At 37.7% G+C, this 22,175-nt stretch carries 17 protein-coding genes and 1 pseudogene; 8 read left to right on the forward strand and 10 right to left on the reverse strand.

What is annotated here, in order from left to right; genetic code table 11:
- Positions 1 to 4 precede the first annotated feature (4 nt).
- Positions 5 to 718, forward strand: coding sequence for a hypothetical protein (locus H592_RS0101780; RefSeq protein ID WP_028867228.1), 714 nt, complete (start codon positions 5 to 7; stop codon positions 716 to 718).
- Positions 719 to 748: 30 nt separating this feature from the next.
- Positions 749 to 2,245, forward strand: a complete 1,497-nt coding sequence (putP, locus tag H592_RS0101785) for a sodium/proline symporter PutP (RefSeq protein ID WP_028867229.1) — start codon at positions 749 to 751, stop codon at positions 2,243 to 2,245.
- A gap of 269 nt (positions 2,246 to 2,514) precedes the next feature.
- Here the strand turns inward: putP and H592_RS0101790 are convergent, their stop codons facing one another.
- The 5 genes from H592_RS0101790 to H592_RS0101810 all read right to left on the reverse strand — a co-directional run bounded on the left by H592_RS0101790 (position 2,515) and on the right by H592_RS0101810 (position 8,694).
- Entirely contained in the window at positions 2,515 to 3,237 is a 723-nt protein-coding gene (locus H592_RS0101790) for a YebC/PmpR family DNA-binding transcriptional regulator (protein WP_028867230.1), read from the reverse strand.
- 190 nt (positions 3,238 to 3,427) lie between these two features.
- Entirely contained in the window at positions 3,428 to 5,137 is a 1,710-nt protein-coding gene (locus H592_RS0101795) for a flagellar assembly protein A (RefSeq protein ID WP_028867231.1), read from the reverse strand.
- 180 nt (positions 5,138 to 5,317) lie between these two features.
- On the reverse strand, positions 5,318 to 6,949 hold the full coding sequence (locus tag H592_RS0101800; protein ID WP_028867232.1) for a protein adenylyltransferase SelO: 1,632 nt from the start codon (positions 6,947 to 6,949) through the stop codon (positions 5,318 to 5,320).
- Between the two features lie 147 nt (positions 6,950 to 7,096).
- Positions 7,097 to 7,447, reverse strand: a complete 351-nt coding sequence (locus H592_RS0101805) for a RidA family protein (protein WP_028867233.1) — start codon at positions 7,445 to 7,447, stop codon at positions 7,097 to 7,099.
- 293 nt (positions 7,448 to 7,740) lie between these two features.
- Entirely contained in the window at positions 7,741 to 8,694 is a 954-nt protein-coding gene (locus tag H592_RS0101810) for an HPP family protein (protein ID WP_028867234.1), read from the reverse strand.
- A 372-nt stretch (positions 8,695 to 9,066) separates the two neighbouring features.
- Between H592_RS0101810 and H592_RS0101815 the strand changes: the two genes are divergently transcribed.
- From H592_RS0101815 to H592_RS0101825, 3 genes are all read left to right on the forward strand, one after another.
- The gene (locus H592_RS0101815) at positions 9,067 to 9,906 is read left to right on the forward strand and encodes a LysR family transcriptional regulator (RefSeq protein ID WP_028867235.1); all 840 of its coding nucleotides are present in this window, start codon (positions 9,067 to 9,069) and stop codon (positions 9,904 to 9,906) included.
- A 724-nt stretch (positions 9,907 to 10,630) separates the two neighbouring features.
- Positions 10,631 to 11,656, forward strand: a complete 1,026-nt coding sequence (locus H592_RS0101820; protein ID WP_028867236.1) for a zinc-binding alcohol dehydrogenase family protein — start codon at positions 10,631 to 10,633, stop codon at positions 11,654 to 11,656.
- A 260-nt stretch (positions 11,657 to 11,916) separates the two neighbouring features.
- A complete protein-coding gene (locus H592_RS0101825) occupies positions 11,917 to 12,465 on the forward strand; it encodes a thioredoxin family protein (RefSeq protein WP_028867237.1) in 549 nt (182 codons plus the stop codon).
- A gap of 770 nt (positions 12,466 to 13,235) precedes the next feature.
- On the opposite strand, the pseudogene H592_RS24865 reads toward H592_RS0101825, so the two are convergent.
- Positions 13,236 to 13,357, reverse strand: a pseudogene (locus tag H592_RS24865) (IS91 family transposase); the annotation flags it as partial.
- 373 nt (positions 13,358 to 13,730) lie between these two features.
- On the opposite strand from H592_RS24865, the gene H592_RS0101830 reads away from it, so the two are divergent.
- Entirely contained in the window at positions 13,731 to 13,967 is a 237-nt protein-coding gene (locus tag H592_RS0101830) for a hypothetical protein (protein ID WP_028867238.1), read from the forward strand.
- Positions 13,968 to 14,505: 538 nt separating this feature from the next.
- Here the strand turns inward: H592_RS0101830 and H592_RS0101835 are convergent.
- The 3 genes from H592_RS0101835 to H592_RS0101845 all read right to left on the reverse strand — a co-directional run bounded on the left by H592_RS0101835 (position 14,506) and on the right by H592_RS0101845 (position 17,597).
- Positions 14,506 to 15,111 (reverse strand): YitT family protein, encoded by a 606-nt coding sequence (locus H592_RS0101835; protein WP_028867239.1) that lies wholly within the window; start codon positions 15,109 to 15,111, stop codon positions 14,506 to 14,508.
- A gap of 554 nt (positions 15,112 to 15,665) precedes the next feature.
- Positions 15,666 to 16,793, reverse strand: coding sequence for a zinc-binding dehydrogenase (locus H592_RS0101840; protein WP_028867240.1), 1,128 nt, complete (start codon positions 16,791 to 16,793; stop codon positions 15,666 to 15,668).
- A 123-nt stretch (positions 16,794 to 16,916) separates the two neighbouring features.
- Complete coding sequence (locus H592_RS0101845) at positions 16,917 to 17,597, reverse strand: glutathione S-transferase family protein (RefSeq protein WP_028867241.1); 681 nt, start codon at positions 17,595 to 17,597, stop codon at positions 16,917 to 16,919.
- 743 nt (positions 17,598 to 18,340) lie between these two features.
- Between H592_RS0101845 and H592_RS0101850 the strand changes: the two genes are divergently transcribed.
- Both H592_RS0101850 and H592_RS0101855 read left to right on the forward strand, forming a co-directional pair.
- Positions 18,341 to 18,925 carry a sugar O-acetyltransferase gene (locus H592_RS0101850; RefSeq protein WP_028867242.1) on the forward strand — a complete coding sequence of 195 codons (585 nt, stop codon included), beginning with the start codon at positions 18,341 to 18,343 and terminating at the stop codon, positions 18,923 to 18,925.
- Between the two features lie 259 nt (positions 18,926 to 19,184).
- A complete protein-coding gene (locus H592_RS0101855; protein WP_028867243.1) occupies positions 19,185 to 20,666 on the forward strand; it encodes a carboxypeptidase M32 in 1,482 nt (493 codons plus the stop codon).
- 269 nt (positions 20,667 to 20,935) lie between these two features.
- On the opposite strand, the gene H592_RS0101860 is transcribed toward H592_RS0101855, so the two are convergent.
- Positions 20,936 to 21,856: an ornithine cyclodeaminase family protein gene (locus tag H592_RS0101860; protein ID WP_028867244.1), complete on the reverse strand. Its 921-nt coding sequence runs from the start codon at positions 21,854 to 21,856 to the stop codon at positions 20,936 to 20,938.
- Positions 21,857 to 22,175 lie beyond the last annotated feature (319 nt).

Raw genomic sequence — 22,175 nt, forward strand, 5'->3', positions numbered from 1 at the left:
TACCATGTCAGAATCAGTAACTGTAATGATCAAGCAAGCAAAAAAATCATGGTTAACATGGAATGATATCAATATACATCAACGCATAGGGATCACTGCCCAGTGGGGTGAGCGTTTAAAAGATAATCCAAATATTGGTGATACGCCGGCACACGTGATTGAATTTCATAATCGCCAAGCTGTTTCGTTAATCGCAGAATCGCAAATGATGCCAGGGCCAACGGGGGAGAGCAATATACTGAGCACCTCTGGTCGGGGCATATTTTTGATGATGATGGAACAGGACTCCTCCGTTCCTGCATTAGTGGGGCTATTAAACTGTGCATTAATTGCAGGTAATAGTGTTTTATTAATATCTAACTCTAATAATAAGGAAATTGTCGCGAGTTTACAGCAAGCTTGTTCATTATCTGGTGTTGAAATGCCCGTGTTCATCGTAAACGAAAAGGAAGCATTACAGGCTATCATTTCAGACCCTAATATTGCCGGTGTTGGCTATGTAGGTAATGAGGCACAGGCAATTAGTTTGAATCAAGCGTTAGCAGCTCGAACAGGACAAATTGCTCAATTAATTGCAGAAACGGATTTAGCACTGTTACCAACAGTACGAGATCAACATTTAGTATTACGCTTTATTACCGAAAAAACGTTGTCGACAAATGTCACTGCGGTAGGTGGTAACGCTACTTTATTAGCTTTAGGTTGCGGTGAGCAATGAGAGCATTAATGATCAAAAACGGAGTGATCTATGATAGAAAATAATTTTACTATAATAGCAACATTTATGGTGTACCTCGTCATGATGTTAGCTATTGGTATTTATGCTTATAAGCGTACCTCTGATGCGAAGGACTACTTCCTAGGTGGACGCCGCCTAGGACCATGGCCAGCAGCATTATCTGCAGGTGCATCGGATATGAGTGGGTGGTTGTTGTTAGGTTTGCCAGGTTATGCCTATGCTGCTGGTTTAGAATCATTATGGCTGGCAGGCGGTTTATTAGCTGGAACGTGGTTAAACTGGTTGATCGTGGCTAAACGTTTACGTACTTATAGTATTACGGCTAACGATTCTTTAACTTTACCAGCGTTCTTATCACGTCGTTTTGCTGATAAGTCAAAAATAGTGCAAAGCTTAGCGGCTTTCTTTATCCTTATGTTCTTCCTTTTCTATACTAGTTCAGGTCTAGTGGCCGGTGGTAAATTATTCGAAACAGTATTCTCTATGGATTATACGGTTGCTGTGATTATCGGTACTGTCTGCGTCGTTTCATATACGCTATTTGGTGGATTTTTAGCGGTAGCATGGACTGACTTAGTGCAAGGTTTATTAATGTCAGCGGCATTATTAATTGTGCCAATTGCAGCGATGAACGGTGGGGTGGATCAATTATCTGCTGACTTGTATGCAATTAACCCTGAGCTGTTATCTATTTGGAATGGTGTTGATGGTGAGCCTTTATCTTGGATTGCAATTGTATCTTTAGTTGCGTGGGGATTAGGGTATTTTGGACAGCCTCATATCTTAGCGCGTTTTAAAGCAACACGCAGTAATAAAGACTTAACCACTGCACGTCGTATCGCTGTGATATGGACTGCATTATCAATGACTGGTGCGGTATTAGTTGGTTTAGTGGGTATGTTGTATATGAACAACTCATTAACTGGCGGCCTTGAAGATGACGAAAAAATATTCATGGTATTAGTGAACACTATCTTCCATCCTGTTATCGCTGGTATTTTATTAGCGGCTATTTTAGCAGCTATTATGAGTACTGCTGATTCACAATTATTAGTTTCTTCGTCTGCTTTAGCTGAAGATTTCTACAAACAACTGATCAAACCTAATGCAACGTCGAGTGAAATTGTAATGGTAGGTCGTTTAGGTGTCGTGTTTATTTCATTACTTGCTTTGTATCTCGCAATGTCGCCTGATAGCTCTGTATTAGGCCTTGTTTCTTATGCTTGGGCTGGATTCGGTGCTGCATTTGGACCGGTACTTATCTTAAGCTTATATTGGAAACGTATGAACCGAAGTGGTGCTATCGCAGGTATGTTAGTGGGGGGGATTACAATTGTTCTTTGGAAACAGTTATCTGGTGGTATATTCGATTTATACGAAATTGTACCAGGGGTGATTTTTGCTACTATCTCTATCGTAGCAGTGAGTTTATTCACTGATGAACCATCAGCTGAAGTAACAGCTCAGTTCGATAAATATGAAAGACAATTGAAAACACTTGATTAATTAATGGTTAAACCGTTGGTCCATTAAACGACTATTCGTTAGTTATTAAAATGCCACTATTTAGTGGCATTTTTTATGCAAAAAATGTGCTCGACTAATTGATAGCAAACCCATTAATTATGTGAACAAAGATTACGCAGGAAAAATGCATCATTTCAACCAACAAGGTTGAGCAGTTAATTAGCGGAGTTAGTATTAGATCACAGGTATAAAAAAACCACACAGAGTGTGGTTTAATCGATTTTATCAGAGTCTGTAACTGTTAATAACTACTCTGGCAAAACTGCATTATGATATACGTTTTGTACATCGTCACAATCTTCTAACATCTCGATAAATTTCTCGAATTTCTCGACATGTTCTTCTGTTATCTCAGTATCTGTTTGTGGTACGTAAGTGATCTCTTCAACTTCAAGCTCTACATCTGGGTAACTCGCATGCAATGCGATTTTAGCGTTGTTAAACTCTGTGTGAGGGCAGAACACGGAAATCTTTCCATCTTCACTGACTACGTCAACGACATCTACATCAGCCATCATAAGGTCTTCTAAAACGGCTTCATCATCTTCACCTGCAAATACAAATACAGCTTGGTGTTCAAACATATGTGCAACTGTGCCGGGTGAACCAATTTTAGCACCTGTTTTATTAAAACAGTTACGTACATCAGTCCATGTGCGGTTACCGTTATCAGTTAAACAGTCTACAATGACAGAGCAACCTCCGGGGCCAAAACCTTCATAACTAGCACGTTCGTAATCTTCACCGCCACCACCTTTTGCTTTCTCAATAGCACGTTCAATAACGTGAGCAGGTACTTGGTCTTTTTTAGCGCTGTCGATCAAACGACGAAGTGTTAGATTACCCTCTGGATCAAAGCCGCCATTTTTAGCGGCTACATAAAGCTCTTTACCGTATTTAGAATAAACTTTAGTTTTAGCGCCTGCAGTTTTAGCCATAGACTCTTTTTTGTTTTGATATGCTCTTCCCATCTGAATGCTCTCTTTTTTCTTAAAATGATTGTCTGGAAAAATAATGGCAAGAATTTTAGCCTGTAATTGCTTACGGTGCTAGAGGGGGAACGCTAAATTTAAGGGATTAAAGAATGATATTGTTAATTTTGTATGTTTATAAGCATAATATGACATATAAATATATGTTCCGGTTGATAGGAAATAAATTCTAGCTAGCTTCATAAGGTGATATGCGTAGGTTTTTATCAAATAATGAGACCGTACTTGGCCCATATTCTTCATTACTACACCAAGTTTGATTCCCAAATGACACCGTGGTATCACTAAATAGCTTTCTAGTTGCTGTAATAAAAGAGGAGTTGTAACTTGCCTCGATGTCGGATTTAGTTATTGCCATCTCATTTTGAATTCGATCGCTCGCATCTCGATACTGCTGTTTTTCTAGCATAATTTGACGCTTTGCTTTTTTACGTTCAGCGATGCTCAATATCGCATCTGCTTTTTTATCTGCTTGTTTAAATTTATCTAAAAAATTATTTACTAACTGTAAATCATGTAACTGAACGTCTTTCACTTTTTCTAAATTAGATACATCACCCTTCAACTCTATGATCGTTTTTGTGCTACCACTTGTACCTATTATTGCCGTTATTATGTTACTTTTTACTTTGGTGAGCCCACCAATAATCGACCCTTTTGTTAATGACTTATTATGTACTTTAATTGAACCATCACACTCAGTATCACAATGAATTAATTGAGTACTTAACAACAAATCTTTACCAATTTTGAGACGAGCATATTGCGCAAGAGTGCCTGTGAAATTACCTTGGCAATTGATTTCACAACTAAACTGTTCTTCTTCAGTATTTTTATGGTAACCAATAACAGTTTGCTGAACGGTTAAGTCACCACCACAGGTTATATGAGCAGAATCAACCCTTCCCATTACTGTTACATCACCTCGCACATTAACATTCATCCCTTTTTCTACATCGCCAGTGATCACTACGGTACCGTTATAATCAACATGACCTGTTTTGTTAGTGACTTCCTCTAATAGCAGTACATCATCAATACTAATAAAACCTTGTTTTTCGATTGGTACGCCGTATTTAGTCGCGATTAATTGCAGCGGGTCAGCTGGGTTAATTTGCACATTGTCATTTATGACAAAAGGATGATCTATGCCTTGTTGCTGCGGTACTGTTTCTGAGGTTACTGTTTTACCAGGCTCTCCTAAATAAACAGGTGTTTTTTGCATTAACACAGCACCCACGTCAACGGTGATAAACTCACCAAGGTTAAGCATATCAACCTTGCCATTTGGCAGAATAGTAGGAGCAGGTTTACGATGATTATCGGTGCTGACTAATTGTTTAAACTGAGCATCGGTTCCGTCAATAGGAGGCAGGCCTTTAGCTATCTTTAATGTATATATTCTGCCAGGGTAGGAATGTCTGCAAATATCTAATAGTTGAATTATATACAGCGTAGATAGGCCGAACTTAATATCTAATTGCTCACAACGCTTTTTTATATCCTCTAAGGTGATTGATTTCCCCCCATAGGCGACTGTAATTCTGGCGTAAGCGCTCATTTTATCGTTATCTATATCTATATGTAATATGGCATCTACTTTATTGGCTATCGCAATAGGTGGGAAGTCGATACTTTGTTCTTGCTCACTTTCGCCTAATCCTTCACGCAACATAGTAAAAACGGCGATAGCTTTATTAACGCCATCGATATTGAGTTTATAGCGTGGTAGTGTAGGATTTTGTAATAGACGAACAATATCCTCAACAGAGATCACTGATTCAGTTTGAAAAACCTTTAATGTTAACTGTGAACTATCAGGAGACAACATTACATGTTGTACTGATAAAGATAGTGCCTCTGTCATCGTTTCGGCCATAAATACCCATTTAGAGATGTATATTAAGTGATAATATGAGTCTTATATCAACTATAGTGTCAAATATCAACACATACCAAATGTCAACACATATCAACTTAAAGTCTATTTATTTAAAGTAACATAAATTTAAATATTGAGGCTTATATTTATGCTGATATTGTGAGTTTACATAATAAACTATGAACTACATGAAAGCGCAGAGCAGCCAAATTTATTAGTCGCCCAATCCGGGCGTTTTACTGCAAACTCTTGATACTGTTTCTGTTCTTGATAAGGTGCCTTTAATAATTCAGCCAAGGTTAACACCCTAGAATAATCTCCTTGTTCAGCGAGTTCTATCGCTTCTTGTACTTGAAAGTTACGCAAAATATAACAAGGGTTCGCTTTATTCATGGCCTCTTTCCGTTGCTCGTCATTAACTTGTTGAGTGCTTAATCGTGTTTGATATTGGCTTAGCCACTCTGCAAGCTGTTCTAAATATTCAGGTGTAATTTCTTCTAATTGATAAAAACACGCCGCAAAATGGGTTAATAATACAGTTCGGTCTGTAATATCCGTATGCTGAGAAAAAGTAGCAAGGTGACGATAAAATAACGTCATATCGGTATTAACCAATGACATTACTTTTTCTAACGCTTTACACAATAGTAAATCCGTTTCATTCTGCTTGCTGTTTTTGGGCTTAGCTTCGAGACCCAGTTTTGCTTGCATCATTGCTAGCCATTTTTGTTGGTAGATATGATTGTAATCATTTAATAATTTCTGCAAAGGTTCTGCTTCATTAATTAAAGGGTAAATAGCATTGCCTAATTGGAATAAATTCCACTGCCCAATATACCCCTGTTGTCCAAAGCGATAACGTTTCTCTGCTGCATCGGATGTATTAGGAGTCCAATTTAAGTCAAAATTATCAATCCAGCCATAGGGACCAAAATCAATAGTTTCACCAATTAAAGACATATTATCGGTGTTTAATACACCGTGTACAAAACCTACGCGCATCCATTCAACAATTAAATGAGCAGTACGCTGAGAAATTTCTTGAAACCATTGCAAATAAACAGATTTATCAATTTCACCCGATGAAGGCAGCAGTTCTGGATAATCATTATTAATACTAAATGCGACGGTTTGTTTTAATAAGGTCAAGTCACCACGAGTAGAGGGTAATTGAATCGAACCAAAACGTAAAAATGAAGGAGAAACGCGGGCAACGATGGCGCAGGGCTCATAAGCCGCGCTACCATCGTATAATTTGTCGCGTACGACTTCTTCACCAGTTAAGGTCAAGCTTAACGCTCTAGTAGTGGGAATGCCTAAATGGTACATAGCTTCAGAACATAAATATTCACGGACAGATGAGCGAAGTACTGCCATGCCATCGGCGCGACGAGAGTAGGGAGTTTGCCCCGCACCTTTAAGTTGTAACGTGACGTATTCTTTTCTTTCTGCACCATTATTAAGCAATGAATATTGACCTAAGTTAATCGCTCGGCCATCACCTAATTGCCCAGCCCATTGACCAAACTGATGTCCGCCGTAATTCATTGCATAGGGCTGCATAGTCGATGGCAGGTTATTACCACTAATTAACTCTGAAAACTCAGTTGATTGTAATGCCGCGTCACTAAAGCCGAGTGTATAAGCAAGTTCAGTATTACAGCATATAATTTTAGATAACTTAGTGGGGGTTGGGGTAACGTATGAGTATGCAGCATGCTCCACACTACGGCAGGTATTACTTAACTCAGTATCTGCAGGTAATTGTGAAACAAATACAGGATGTAGTGTCGGCAATAAAGAACTCATTCAGTTTTCCTAACGGTAAAAAAGAGGAGAACATATCGATGCTATTACAGTACACACTTATTATTTACAGGGTCTGTAAACATCGATATGGTTATTCAGCATCATGTTTACTCAGGTAACATATTCAGCCAAATGTTAAAGCGATTGTTATTTAACCGCTGCTATCACAGATATTTCAACTAACAAGACATCTCTTGCCATACTTGCTTCAACACAGGCGCGCGCAGGTGCATGACCTTCAGGAACCCAAGCATCCCAAACTTCGTTCATGCCAGCAAAATGTAACGCCATATCTTTAACGTAAATAGTGGCAGATAGCATATGTTCACGTGAACTACCTGATTCTTTTAATAGCTCATCTACCTTATCTAACATAGTTTGTGTTTGCTCTTTGATATCTTTAGTCGCATCAGCACAGACTTGACCACATAGGTATACAGTGCCGTTATGTTTTACTACACGACTCATGCGTTGTTTAGTTTGTTGACGTTCAATCATTGCTTTTCTCTCGTTATTGTTAGTTAATGAAATATTAAATAATTGTAACGTGTCAGTATTAAAAGGCGAGTTTTTTAGGTTATTTATACATACCAGCATTGAAAATGCATTTCAAATAAATTTATGCAGTGAGGAAGTAGCCTAAAAATGAGACTCGTTAATGCATGAGGGACACTTAGGTGGGTGGATAGATGTTTTAAAGCATTGATACTTGATTAATCAACTCTTATATCAATGCTTTCCATGCAATTAGCGATGCCAGTTATGAAAGTTGGCATGTATATGGCCAAGTTTTAATGAAGTCTTGACCATATACCGATATCATTTTTTGTAACTTTAAACTTAGACCAAGCCGTAAACGCGTTAACTGAGCATGAGCCAGACAAATTGGTGTGTTCGCCAGCCAACACCAGGTATTTTATTGTCTTTTTTCTATCTATTGCTAGTACTTCCCTTATCTCCCATTCTTTCCCTATTTTGCCATTGCTATAGCGTTGACCTAATTCAATCGTGTCCGGGTGAACGTTATCATATTCAGCATGTTGCTTGGCTTTTTCAAAGATTTCATTCCAACCTTCATCGGTCATATCGATAAATGATCCATGTTCAGTTACCGCTTTCATAAAATCTTCAACGGTAACTTCATTGGTTCGGGCACCCGGTGAAATAGTGGTAGTTAGGTTGTACTTGTAATATAAATGAGACGGATAACGACGCCAGTGAAAGGGATAGTTGAAAGCAATAGCCACTGAAATGATGATTAAGCAGTTTAATAATGTTGGAATCAGTAAGTAGCTATAACCTAATTGGTGGATCGTATCACCACCTAAAACGGCCCCCAATGCAGTGGCTCCACCTGGCGGATGTACACACCTCAACAATGACATCGCCATGATCGAGATTGATACAGACAAAGCCGCAGCGGTTGCTAGATCTTGACCTAAATATTGATAACAAGTCACTCCGATAAACGCACTAATGAGATTACCGGCAATCACTTGCCAAGGCTGAGATAAGGCACCATGAGGCACAACAAACACAAGAACTGAAGTGGCTGCAATAGGGATTAATATATAAATATTGGCATGCACATTAAAGTAACTTAATACATCTTTGGAGATATAAATAATACAAAGTGTCGCTAATAAAGCAGTGAATGATGAAACAATGATCTCCTTAAAAGTGGGGCCTATTGTCGGGATACCTAAAAATAATTTTATCTCTTTGGTAAATGCGCTATTTATCATTCAGTAAAACCCACCGCGTTGTATTGAGTGTTACAGTCATTTCCTAATCTAAATCGATAAAACAAGCAGAAAGTGACCTTACGATTAACCAGTTGGACGATTGTTAGCGCTGTCTTGATCAAATAGATAAAAATGCTTGTTGTGCCGCTTATAGAAACCCCGAATAACGTGAATAGATGAATAAGATTCGACGACTTAACAATATTAAAAGGATTAATATAATTCTCCTGAAATAAATCGATGATTTAAGTGTGCACCATTATTGGTCGTGAGCACTTCTTTGGTGCGTTAGGATATAGGAAATGAATGAATCATGTATAATGAATAATATATCGATTTATTATTCAATATTTTCATATAAAGGTGGGTGTAGTGGATTATGTATTAGCCAAAACGTTTCTGACTATTTGCGACTTGAACACTTTTGGTGCCGCCGCTGTTGAGCTGAATGTCACACAAACAACAGTAACAGCGCGTATAAAGTCGTTAGAGAAAAGCTTACAGTGTGCTTTATTTACGCGTAACAAAAGTGGGGCATCATTAACTAAAAATGGTGAGCATTTCAAATCGTACGCCACCCAAATTGTGCAAACGTGGGACGCTGCAAAACGAGATTTACCCTTACCGGAAACCGTCAAAGGCAGCTTAGCGATAGGCGTAGACTTAACGTTATGGAACCCCATAGCTGCAACACTCATTTCTCATTTAAACGAAACATCTTCAGAGTTGGTAATAACCATTGAGGTGGGTGATAACAAGCAAATGTGTGAAAAAGTACGCGCTGGTGGGTTAGATATTGCGCTTGTACATCAACCAGAATATAGCGCACCTATTGTGGTAGAGCATTTGTTAGATGAAAAGCTAGTCAGGGTTCAATCCGTCAATAAACCTTTCCCATATCTCTTTGTAGACTGGGGTGACAAGTTCAAAAAATTACACGATTCTGCTTTACCAGAGTTAGCTAGAAGCAATATTTCGATTAGTTTGGGGCCTGTGGCTTTGCAAGTGATGCTCAAAAGTGGAGGTAGCGGCTATTTTCGTACAAGGGTCATTAACAGATATATAAAGCAAGGCATCTTAGAATTGACACCAGACTCTCCGCAGTTTTCTTATCCTGTGTATCTGATTCGATACGCTCAAAAAGAGTTAAATATTGCAAACTTAAAGCAACACCTGATTAAAGTGTTAGAAAGTGAAGATGACTGGTTTTAATTATTATCCCTAGTATTTAAGTGAGCTGTAATTATTCAATTTATTGGTTTTTAAAACCGATAAATTGTAATTGTTTAAGTTGAATTATCTTTATAAGTTCATACATTGAGTTTTTATCACTATTAAGCTGTTTTTTTGTTAAGTGTTCTTCAATGCACTTTTATTCACAACATGGCATTAAAGAGTAGTGAGTGTTGTTTACCTTATTGAAGGTAAATATCTATCAATGACTTCACTATTTAACTTAAACGTTGACTAATGTTTATCCAACATTTTCTTAACTCAGAATCACCTTAGTTAAAAAATGTTAGTTAAGAATACATTTGTTCATCATCCTTTTTTCAATCAACTCTTTAAGACATAGATTTTCAAAAAACTTTTCAAAACACTTTTTGATACATTGGGAGCTTTTCTTTCAAACTATCGCGGATTACTCGTGTGGTGGGTATGTTCGAGAGTTTATTATGAAAAATAAAGCACAGCTCAGTGGTTATATCGCAGCGGCTCTTGTCATGCTGAGGTAGTGCAGAGGTACTGTTGCGAAACTCTGCAACTTTAAGAATAACTTGTAGATTTTCTAATAGTATATTCTCCAATATTTTTTGATAATGTTTCAAATCTTGTGCTGTTTAATGAGAATAAAACAAGGGCTATTATACTTCCCATCAAACATTCATCTAAACATTCATTTAAACATAAGACAGACATTTAACGGGAACATATTATGAAAGCCATTGGATATACTAAATCATTACCTATTACCGACGTTGCATCTTTAACAGACATCGAGTTACCACAACCTATTGCATCAGGCCGCGACTTATTAATTAAAATCAAAGCGATTGCGGTTAATCCAGCTGATTATAAAGTGCGCTTAAATATGGCACCATTAGAAGGCGAACATAAAGTTATTGGTTGGGATGCAGTAGGCGAAGTCGTAGCAACTGGCGACGAAGTATCAAACTTTAAACCAGGTGACACTGTTTATTATGCAGGTGATATTACGCGTCAAGGTTGTAATGCTGAATACCAATTAGTTGATGAACGTCTTGTGGGTAACAAACCAAAAAGCTTATCAGATGCTGAAGCAGCGGCATTACCATTAACGGCGATCACCGCTTATGAAATATTGTTTGAACATCTTGCTATTAAACAACAAAACCCAGATTCAAAAGATGTTTCTAAAGAAGTTATTTTAGTGGTTGGTGCTGCGGGTGGTGTTGGCTCTATCTTAGTACAGTTAGCTAAAGCCATTACCGGCGCCACTGTTATTGCGACCGCATCACGTGCTAGTTCTTCTGATTGGGTTAAGAAATTAGGTGCTGATCATGTTGTTGACCATACCAAACCATTATTACCACAAATAGAAGCGTTAGGCCTTGGTTCAGTAACACATGTTGCTAGTTTAAATAGCACGGATAGTTACTTTGAAAGCTATACAGAGCTACTGGCACCTTTTGGTAAAATAGCGATGATTGATGATCCAGAAGCGTTGGATGTGACTAAGTTGAAGATGAAAAGTCTTTCACTACATTGGGAATTCATGTTTGCTCGTTCAATGTTTAATGCAGCAGATATGGATGAACAAAGTAAATTGCTAAACCGTGTAGCAGATTTGATTGACCAAGGCTATATCCAAACAACTTTGGGCCAACACTTAGGCGCGATTAATGCCGAGAACCTACGTTCAGCGCATGAGCTTTTAGAAACAGGTCGTTCAATTGGTAAGATTGTTTTAGAAGGTTTTTAAGCGATTTCAAAGCTGGCTATCTTAAAAAAGACTAAAAATTATTCTGTGCACCTTCATTGTTTGTGTCTAACAATGAAGGTGCACTTAATTTACTTATGAATCACATAGTTTAATCATGATACTAAAGTGGGAAGATAAAGTTGATTTGAACCTGCTCTCCCACTTTTTACTAAATCAGATTTTGTTTTTTGAATCTAAGATTTATTCACAGTATTGCTCTGTAAACAGTCATTTTATAACTTAACAATGGGATTTTAATTATGTTACTCGATACACCAATTTGTAATTTTGGCTGGAAAGCCACTGACTTTACATTAACAGATGCCTTTGGTGAGACGTTCACAATGAGCGAACAACTAGGAGAAAAAGGCTTATTAATTGTCTTCATTTGTAACCATTGCCCATACGTTCAGCGCATTGGCCATCGCCTAGCAGACGATGCAAAGTTACTGATTGCAGATGGTATTAATGTATTGGCCATTATGTCTAACGATTATGACAATATAGAAGCTGATTCACCGCAGAATATGAAATTATTTTCTGAAAAATATGCTTTTACGTTTCCTTATTTAATCGATAAAGATCAGTCAATTGCTAAGCAATATGGTGCAGTATGTACGCCAGACTTCTTTGGGTTTAATAGCAAAGGTGAACTTCAATATCGAGGACGACTAGACGATGCACGCATGGCTGACGCAGAAAATAGGGTACCTGAACTAATCAATGCAATGCGTTTGATAGCTAACACCGGCCAAGGCCCAGAACAGCAAACGCCGAGCATGGGTTGCTCAATAAAATGGCGGGCATAAGATTGCTCATTTGATAATGTATATTCTCTTTAACTTAATTGAATCTCGACAACGACTATTATAACTACAACGACAACAACAAACCAATCCAATAAGAGCCAATGATAGCTATCATTTTATATAAAGAAATAGCTATTATGTTAACTATAGAAGTAGGAATGCTTGTTTGATGCTTTCTTAGCTCTTTCTTGATACTAGCTGGTTAGAAAGAAAAAAACACATTCGCATGATGACGAGCAAATAGACGTTTTTTGGATCAAAGTGAATATAGTTTTGAATTCTATATATACAACCTTGGGTCGTTTACTCTGCATAGAATTTTAAGCACATATTTTCGCTGTGTAGTGGTCACTGTTAATACGAAAGCATTCTGTTTAATACGTCGTTGTAGCTCATTCTTATCTCGTATCATCTGGCTTTTTATACCTTACTTACTTACGTACATTTAATTAATAAAATGTATATTTTTAGAATAAAAAACATATGAGAAATATCGAGATGTTCACCTCAGTGATGAATAGTTTAGACTGTTTAAATCATAATTATCGTCAAATCCGAAGCAGGGTATGTGATTCAAGGTAGATGGTTTGCGGAAGATTCGAGTCGCGAGTTAGGGTAAAGAGAAGCATGGTGTTTACCGAATTATCTATTACTTCCTTGATGGGAAGTGACGCTTTTATTTGATCACTATTTATAGCAAATTGCGGAATTGATTTTTAGTGGGTTTGTTTTTTTTAACTTTTTTAAGTGAGTCTGGCTAATCCATAATTAATCAATATGCGTAATCTCAATTTTTTTAGACTCCTACGTAAAAAACATAACCCCTTACTCGCTGTAACCCTTTGGATAACACATGCTGCAATATCAACCATAGAAACGACAAGGTAGTTAATATTAAAGTGATTAAGGCATTAATAAATTCACGAACCTGGGCCAAGATAAAGTCTATTCCTAATAAATCGTTAATGTGAAATGCACTGTTTTGTTCATACTGTTCCTTATAACGACGAAAAGTTAAGGAATAGTTTACATCAAGCCAAGGGCAAAGCCCTTTAGGCTCAATAACACAGCCTAATTAGCCTCACAAACGTCTTTACAACTCAATTTAATCAATCATTTATCGAAAACTCAATAATCTATTTGAATCTCAATAAAAGATAAAATACTGTGTTTATAGTGGTACAATTTTTATAATTAAAATTCGAGCGAGAATGATAAATTATAAAGCCTCGTTAGCTGATAAACCTGGGAAAGGGATTTTAATAATGTTAAAGCAATTTTGCGATCATTGCGGTGAAGAAACTGAGCATAGAGAAATTATCAAGCAGAAGCCTTCAAAGTACGGTAACAGTAGAAAAGAACAATTTAAAGCTTTCCTATCTGGATTTTTTGCAGGCACAGTGAGCCCCGCTGGAGCTTCGTTAGATCTCATTGACAGGTATGTTGTTTGTAAAAAATGTGGCCATAAAAAACGAGAAAACCTTGGTGATGAATTTCAATAACTTAACCACGGAATAAGTTAATTAAATGGATGTATTACGGTTATCATCGTCTTTGCAAAAGAAAAAGCCGCAAAAATAACATCAACCTACACGGCAGTTATTAGGGCGCTATGTTTCTTGGGGGCTGTGATTTTAATGGGGGACAATGATTTTAATTTTTCTCACAACATTATTAATATATGCGATCATTTCGTCGTTGGCTTGGTTAAAAACAAAAAACGTAGTATTTACTGGAGAGACCTTTGCTCTCCTTTAGTGTTACCTTTTTTTGGTTAATTCTTTGATTTTCTGGCTATGGTTTTAGTGGTTTTTATGACGTTGTTATTATTTTAATTTCTAGCGCTTTGTTCCTGAACATATGTGCTTCATCCTTGACCGATATTATACAAACTATAAAATAAACTCTTATCTTATGATGATTTTAGGTTTTATATTGGTATTTTTGTTACGAACATATTATGCAATATAGCTTGGATTGATTGAAATACAACGATGCGATTCAGGTACACCACATGCTCTTTAATTCCATTATTTTGTACTATCTGGCGCTATAACGGCCCGGTTTATGGTTTATAACCAGTATTAAGTTATAGGAAATAGCACCAACGATGGATAAAGCAATGGCACTCAAATCAACAATGAAAACGGCAAGAATAAGAACAATACAATCCACAGCCATTTGAAACTTACCAATGGAGATACCGTGTTTTTTTGCTAAGTATTGCGCGAGAATAGTGAGGCCACCTAAGCTCGCTTGATGTCTAAATAATCCAAGTAAACCAGATCCCACCAATAATCCGCCAATGAACGCCGCATATATCGGATCCAAATATTTAAATTGCATAAAAGAAGGGGCGTATTCAACAAAAATAGACAGAAGAAAAACTGAAATAAAGGTTTTTATTGTAAAAGCTAATCCCAGTTGTCGGTATGACAAATAGTAAAAAGGCAGATTAATAACAAAAAACACATCACTAAATGAATATGAAGAGGCATATTGTCCTAAGAATGCTAAACCCGCCGTGCCACCAATAAGTAACCCTGTTGATTTGAAAAATGTAATGCCAAGTGCAGCAAGTAAAGTGCCGATCAGTATGCCTTGAGCATCTTCAAACAATGAGTGTTGAGCTGATTTTGTAGACATAAGGAGCCTAATTATATGTTTGAGAATAAAAACTAAGGATAAATTAATGTACTTTGAATGTTTGAAGCCCTTTAGGTCATTAACGACCTATTCCACTTCTTTACAACAAACTATTAAAAATTAAAGAATAATTAGCAACAATTAACAATTAATAGCAATAATTAGACCAATAGTTAATATTCAATACCCCACATAACAATGGCGCTAATCTAGTTCTGTTTTAGCTATAAAACAACCTCATTATCAAAGAAAGTTGCATTAATAGGGTGCAACAATCACAAATACTTGCATTGAAATTGCACACGTCACTTTTTAAAGGACTATCTTTCAACATTCCTACGTTAAGAGGGGATGTTCTATTTATTCAAAGTAGTAAAGACATGAGCATTGCACTATCGAAACAACGGTATGGCAAACAAAGGTATGAATAAGTCAGGTAATAAAAAAGCAGATACCATTATTGGCATCTGCTTTACTTAACACTTAACTCTTAACACTAAGAACTAAGCACGTAACCTACTAAGCGGTGATGTTTTAGGTCTCTCTACAAGATGTTATTTTTGAGGGGTAATGAGGTATTTTTCACCCGTTGCTTGCTTAGAATAAGCGGCTATTGACTGTAGTTGTAATGCTTCAGACAATGACACTTCATGTGTGTAGTGGCTAGCAAAGGTGGTGGTGATTTCATCTGCTACACGTTGTCGCATTGCAGCTACCGTTTCAGTGCCTAATTTACCAAGCGCATTGAATAATAAGAATCCATTCACACCCCAAGCAAAACCAAAGTTACGATTTATTGTAATAGGACCGCGATTTAATGCGCCATAAATATAAACTTGTTTGAACGTGTCAGAGCCGTAAATAGTATGCTCTTTCATGTCACGTGCTGCAGCGACTTCCATACAGTTAAGAATATCACTGGTTAATTGACCACCACCAATCGGATCAAATGCAATCGTTGCACCTGTTTCAATAATTGCTGCGGTTAAGTCATCAAGGAAAGACTCACTGCTTGAGTTCACAATGTATTTAGCGCCCATGTCGCGTAATAGTGTTTCTTGTTCAGGTTTGCGCACAATATTAATTAAATCAATACCGTCTGCAATACAAATACGGTTTAACATTTGCCCGAGATTAGAGGCTGCGGCTGCATGAATTATCGCCTTATGACCTTCTGCTCGCATGGTTTCAACCATTGTTAATGCGGTAAGCGGGTTAACAAAAGACGATGCGCCTTGCTTAGCCGTTGTGCCTTCTTTTAATACAAGGCAGCTCTTTATATTAGCACAATGATATTGGCGATAAGTACCACCACCAATCACTGCAACCATTTTACCCATTAGGGCTTGTGCCGCTGGGGATGGGCCAGCTGCGACTACTGTTCCAGCACCTTCGTTGCCAACAGGGGTTGCTTTACCAACGCGTGTTTTAAGCGAAGGCATAAACTGAGCTGGTACATCTGCGCTAATAATAGGGTTGTTTTCTGTACCAGATTGGACTGCCGTTGATAGATCTGCCGCGCTAAATAGAACACCTAGATCTGATGGATTTAAGGGCGCTGCTTCAATGCGAATAACCACTTCATCGGCGCTAGGTTGTGGCATCTCGATGTTTTGTAAGGCAAGTGTTAGTTTGTTATCTTCGCTGATAGTTGAAGTCAGTTGAATATTGGTATTTGTCATTTATATTATCTCCTGCAAATAAGTAAGGTATTAACTAATTATTTTTTGGTTTGGTTATATTTTTATGAATGAACTAATTCAGTAAAAGAATCTTTTTATTTTCGTTTTAGTGTCATCAAGCAATTACTGTTTAGCCTTTGATGCTCTTATTTGAGCGGTTACTTTTTTAATAAAGTCGGGCATATTTGCTAAGCGATCGGCTTCAATTTTTTGAGCAATCGAAGATTGACTCATAGACTCATTCCATTCTGTCATTCCTGGAATCTCAGCCAGTACATCCCATTCAAGTTGGCTAGATGCAAATTTACTGACAATGCTATTAACATAATGTACGTAAATGTCGGCCATAGTGAATTGTTCACCCGCAATCCAAGGTGAAAATTGAGATAAATGACTTATTGCAGTAATACCACGTTTTAATACTTGGCGTACTTCTGCTTTAACGGGTTCAGGCGCTTCAGTACCGGAAAGTGCATAAGGTATAAAACGTCTGCTTGGCAGTTCAAAGTAAAGCTCTGCTATTTTCATTATTTGACGCACAACAGCTCGTTCGCCACTGTTTTCAGGGTAGAGTTGAATCTCAGGGTAAGTTTCTTCTAGAAAGTCACAAATAACACTCGACTCAGAAATATTTAAACCTTCGGCAGTGGTGATAGCAGGTACTTTGCCTACAGGACTGATTGCTAATAATTCTTTGCTGCCCGCGTAGAGGAGGTTTTCTTGGAATGGTAATTGTTTATAGAGAAGTACATGTTTCACTAGGTTGTAATAGTTACTAGCGGCAAAACCGTGCAAAGTTATCATCGTTTACTCTTCTATTTGTAATGGAAAATATTAACTAAAACATCAACAGCAAGCCTTAATATAAGATGGTTGTTAATTGCTTAAAAATGCAATTAAAGCATTTATATTTAAGACGTTGTAATCGTATTAAGGTTGCAATGTTTAAGCTAAATACATTATTACTGGTTTTAATGTGATGATATATGCTGCTTTATGTGAATCACTATTGCTTTTAAAGCAATAATAAAGAAAGTTATGCTTAAAAAACATTCAATCATTGATGAAAATCACAACCGTATTTACTTTTTCGTTTATACGTAATGATCATTGGAATCGAATGGAGACCTGATTTATATTCAGAATATAGTTATTATTCCGAATATAGGCCGTGGCGTTAATATTCATTTAGGTGTGAATTAGAAGGGGGCTGTATTGTTTGTGCCATTTTAAATAGTGCTCATATTAAATATAAGTTTTATCTATATTGTGTACTAGTAGAAGCATAAGAACATTTAGCTATTTTTGTTTTATGAGAAAATTCGGGGTTAGGGGAAATCATCATGCTTACAAATAAAACAGTCATCTAGCACTTGCAGTGGACAGCCCCTGTTGTCATGATTGAGCTATTGATAAATAGGCTTTGATAACTGGATTCTGATAAATTGCTTTCCATACGTTGTGAAGGATTCACTGTTAAGTATTCATGCTTAAATAAACACCCTTAAATAATGACTCTTAAATAAACAAGCAAAATAGGGAACACAATGAGCTTCTTAGAAAAACTAACTAAACCTGAAGCCTATACTGCGCAGTTTGAACCTTCAAACCTTGAACTGCAAAAGCCGGCCAAGCAACTTTGTTGGGAGTTTAATCAAGCACAACCCAATGATGTGGATAAAAAAAGTGCAATATTAGCTAAGTTATTTGGAACCTATAATGACACAGTGTTTGTAGAACAAACTTTTCGTTGTGACTATGGTTTTAATATCCATTTTCATGGCATTGCACTTATCAATTACAATTGTGTGATGCTAGATACTTCTCCAATTAATATTGGTGCCGGGGTATTTATTGCACCTGGCGTGTGCCTTAGTTGTGCAGGGCATTCCATCGATCCCCAAGAGCGCATAAAAGGGATCATCACATCTGCCCCCATCACGATACAAAATGGAGTCTGGATTGGCGCTAATTCAACGGTTTGTGCCGGAGTCACCATTGGCAAAGGCAGTATTATTGGCGCGGGCAGTGTCGTCACTAAAGATATTCCAGCTGGTGTTGTTGCGCTAGGCAGCCCTTGTAAAGTGCTGAGAAAAGTCACTGAACAAGATCGAATTGAAAAGTGCATATAACAAATACTAACAAACGAAAATAGGTACCGCACAGCCGAATCCATTTTGGAGGCTGCACAGGGGCATTTAACAATTGATAGCTTAATTAGTAGATAGTCGAGACTGTTGGTTAATAACAATTTTATCTGTAAACAACGTTGATTTGTCTGTTCTCTTATCGCGAGTCTCGTTAATATGTTATTGATAGCTTAATAATATCGGCATCTACTTTTTTAGTGCCAGTATCCTGTAGCCGCAACTTATAGGAAGTAACCGGAACATGTCAAACTACGACCAACTTACCGCTCATTATCAAACAATCAATCACTTCAACCACGCTCAATCTATGTTGGGTTGGGATGCCGCTGCGAACATGCCATCGGGTGGCAGTGATGCTCGCTCCCAGGCTATGGCAGAGTTATCAGTTCATATACATCGTCTATCGACACAACCGCAAGTTGAAGAATGGTTTGGCGAGGCCGAACAAGAGTCACTTAATTCAGAGCAACAATCTAGCTTACGTGAAATGAAACGGCAATGGCAGCAAGCGACGATTGTGCCAGAGGACTTGGTTCAAGCACAATCTATCGCAGGTTCTAAATGTGAGCACGCTTGGCGTTCACAGCGTCAAGAAAATGATTGGACAGGGTTTGAAAAAAACTGGAAAGATGTTGTTAAATTATCTCGTGAAGAAGCTGAAATTCGCAGCGAAGGGCTGGGACTTAGCCCTTATGATGCGATGCTAGATAAGTATGAACCGGGAACAACAACCGCGTCACTTGATAGCTTGTTTTCAGATGTTAAGAGTTGGTTACCCGACTTAATTGAAAAAGTATTGCAGAAGCAACAATCACAATCGGTCATCATGCCAACAGGCAACTTTTCGGTTGCTAACCAAAAAGCATTGGGTTTAGAAACCATGAAGTTGTTGAAATTCGATTTTGACCATGGACGATTAGATCAAAGCGTGCATCCATTTTGTGGCGGCGTACCAACAGATGTGCGTATTACCACTCGATATGATGAAAAAGACTTTGTGCAAGCCTTAATGGGAATAGTCCATGAAACTGGTCATGCACGTTATGAACAAGGGTTACCAAAAGCATTGGCTGGATTGCCTGTTGGTGAAGCTCGTTCAATGGGTGTTCATGAATCTCAGTCACTCTTTTTTGAAATGCAGATTGGCCGTAGCAAACCGTTTATTTCTCACTTATCACGCCTTTCAGCAAACGCTTTTAACGTGCAAAAAGATCCCGTATTTGCAGAAGAAAACCTGTACAAAATATATACGCAAGTTGAAAAAGGTTTCATTCGAGTCGATGCTGATGAAATTACTTACCCTGCACATGTGATCATGCGTTATGAAATCGAACGCGACTTAATCAACGGTGTTATCGAGCACACCGATGTGCCTGAATTGTGGGATCAAAAGATGAAAGCTTCGCTTGGTCTTTCCACTAAAGGTAATTACAAAAATGGCTGTATGCAAGATATTCACTGGACCGACGGCGCATTTGTTTATTTTCCTTCTTATACATTAGGTGCAATGTATGCGGCACAATATAAAGCGACAATGCAAAACACAGTGGATATAGACGGGGCGATTAAAAGTGGCGATCTCAGTCCTATCTTCCAATGGTTGAGCGACAATATTTGGTCACAAGCTTCACTGCATACCACGGATGAGTTGATCAAACGTGCAACAGGTGAAACACTCAACGCGGACTATTTCAGAAAACACTTGGAAGCTCGTTATTTATAATGGTTGGTTAAATAACAGGGTTAAGGCTAGGCAGATTTCTGTCTAGTCTTTTTGCTTTTAGTAAGTACGTGACTTAAATATTTAAGTTTTACCTACTTGTATGAACCACACGCTATGCCTTTAATTCGTGTAATAAAGGCATCATTAAAACTTATCAATCTCGCCGTTATATACTAGCGAAATAGGGCGGTACTTTGTCTTACCTCATTCATCAATAAGACGAATAAAAGTAAAGCAAGAACTGCCCCCACTGAGTTAAATGATATAAATTATTTTCCTGCCATTTTCATAATATAAAGCGCAGTCATTAAATCTAAATGGGCACCACCGCCATTTTTGAAAAGCGTTATTTCCGATTCGCTTTGGCGTCCTTGTCCGTCATTACACAGTTGATAAAAGTCTGCTAACACGTCACTTTCTTTAATTATTCCATCCTTTATTGGCTTCGCGAGCTCGCCAATATCATGAATTGCAGTATCTCGTGAATCAACAAAGATTCGCGATTTGATTAATAGTGAGTCATCAGCTTCACGCATATCAGGACGATAGGCACCAATTAAATCCACATGTGTGCCTGCTTTGATCCATTCACCTTTAATAAACGATGACGTTGACATGGTAGAAGAAGAGACAATATCAGCATTGCTTAATGCTTCAGGCAGATCTTGAATGGCAATAGCATTTTTTTCTTGCGCTAGTTTTTGGGCTTTTGCAAAGGTACGATTCCATACCTGAACCTTTTCCAGTTTAGGGAACAAAGCTCTATAGGCATCAATCATTGATGATGCGACTGCTCCAGCACCAATAATGGTTAACACTCGACTATTTGGTCTCGCCAATAATTTAGCGGCAAATACTGAATCGCCAGCTGTTTTCCATTTTGTGACTAAATTGCCATCAATAAATGCTAATGGTTTTCCTGTTTCATCATCGAACAGGGTGAACACCGCTTGTACATTTGGGAGGGGCTCTGCGAGGTTGGCATTATTGGGAAAAATGGTCGCTGTTTTTACACCTATTCCCTTACCTTTGATCCATGCTGCTCGGTTTAATAGCGCATTGTCTCCTTGCTTGAATAAAATGTCATCGATATCAGCTTGGGGAGCTTGATGACCTTCATGCAAAGCATCACAAAGCGCTGTCCATGATAAATTATCCTTAACGTCTTCCGCATTAATAAATAAAAGCATGTAATTGAAATCCTTGGTTTAAGTTAACGTTTTTCTATCATACTCGTTTTGTGAAAATTAACCGACTGTGCGGTTCGCACAATTTTAAATTTATTTTTTAAGTTTAAAAAAATGTTTAATAGTTTTGCCCTGTCCGGCGACAAAATTGTCTGTTATCAGAATAACTTTTTAACAACAATAAACAGACAAAGAAATAGATACCGAATCGCTTAGGAACATACGTCATCATTACCCCTACATGATTTATAATTTTTTGGCTGAATAAGGCGGTAATATGTCCTTTCGGACAGCTGGTTGTGCGTATAATTCATATCACTAA

Source organism: Psychromonas arctica DSM 14288 (genome assembly GCF_000482725.1).
Lineage (GTDB): Bacteria > Pseudomonadota > Gammaproteobacteria > Enterobacterales > Psychromonadaceae > Psychromonas > Psychromonas arctica.

Bases quoted from the DNA above. Each gene is read 5' to 3' on its own strand.
- H592_RS0101855 (WP_028867243.1), top strand. From the start codon at position 19,185: ATGTCAAACTACGACCAACTTACCGCTCATTATCAAACAATCAATCAC.
- H592_RS0101810 (WP_028867234.1), bottom strand. From the start codon at position 8,694: ATGATAAATAGCGCATTTACCAAAGAGATAAAATTATTTTTAGGTATC.
- H592_RS0101840 (WP_028867240.1), bottom strand. From the start codon at position 16,793: ATGACAAATACCAATATTCAACTGACTTCAACTATCAGCGAAGATAAC.
- H592_RS0101795 (WP_028867231.1), bottom strand. From the start codon at position 5,137: ATGGCCGAAACGATGACAGAGGCACTATCTTTATCAGTACAACATGTA.
- H592_RS0101835 (WP_028867239.1), bottom strand. From the start codon at position 15,111: ATGTCTACAAAATCAGCTCAACACTCATTGTTTGAAGATGCTCAAGGC.
- H592_RS0101805 (WP_028867233.1), bottom strand. From the start codon at position 7,447: ATGATTGAACGTCAACAAACTAAACAACGCATGAGTCGTGTAGTAAAA.
- putP (WP_028867229.1), top strand. From the start codon at position 749: ATGATAGAAAATAATTTTACTATAATAGCAACATTTATGGTGTACCTC.
- H592_RS0101860 (WP_028867244.1), bottom strand. From the start codon at position 21,856: ATGCTTTTATTTATTAATGCGGAAGACGTTAAGGATAATTTATCATGG.
- H592_RS0101820 (WP_028867236.1), top strand. From the start codon at position 10,631: ATGAAAGCCATTGGATATACTAAATCATTACCTATTACCGACGTTGCA.
- H592_RS0101780 (WP_028867228.1), top strand. From the start codon at position 5: ATGTCAGAATCAGTAACTGTAATGATCAAGCAAGCAAAAAAATCATGG.
- H592_RS0101850 (WP_028867242.1), top strand. From the start codon at position 18,341: ATGAGCTTCTTAGAAAAACTAACTAAACCTGAAGCCTATACTGCGCAG.
- H592_RS0101790 (WP_028867230.1), bottom strand. From the start codon at position 3,237: ATGGGAAGAGCATATCAAAACAAAAAAGAGTCTATGGCTAAAACTGCA.
- H592_RS0101825 (WP_028867237.1), top strand. From the start codon at position 11,917: ATGTTACTCGATACACCAATTTGTAATTTTGGCTGGAAAGCCACTGAC.
- H592_RS0101845 (WP_028867241.1), bottom strand. From the start codon at position 17,597: ATGATAACTTTGCACGGTTTTGCCGCTAGTAACTATTACAACCTAGTG.
- H592_RS0101830 (WP_028867238.1), top strand. From the start codon at position 13,731: ATGTTAAAGCAATTTTGCGATCATTGCGGTGAAGAAACTGAGCATAGA.
- H592_RS0101800 (WP_028867232.1), bottom strand. From the start codon at position 6,949: ATGAGTTCTTTATTGCCGACACTACATCCTGTATTTGTTTCACAATTA.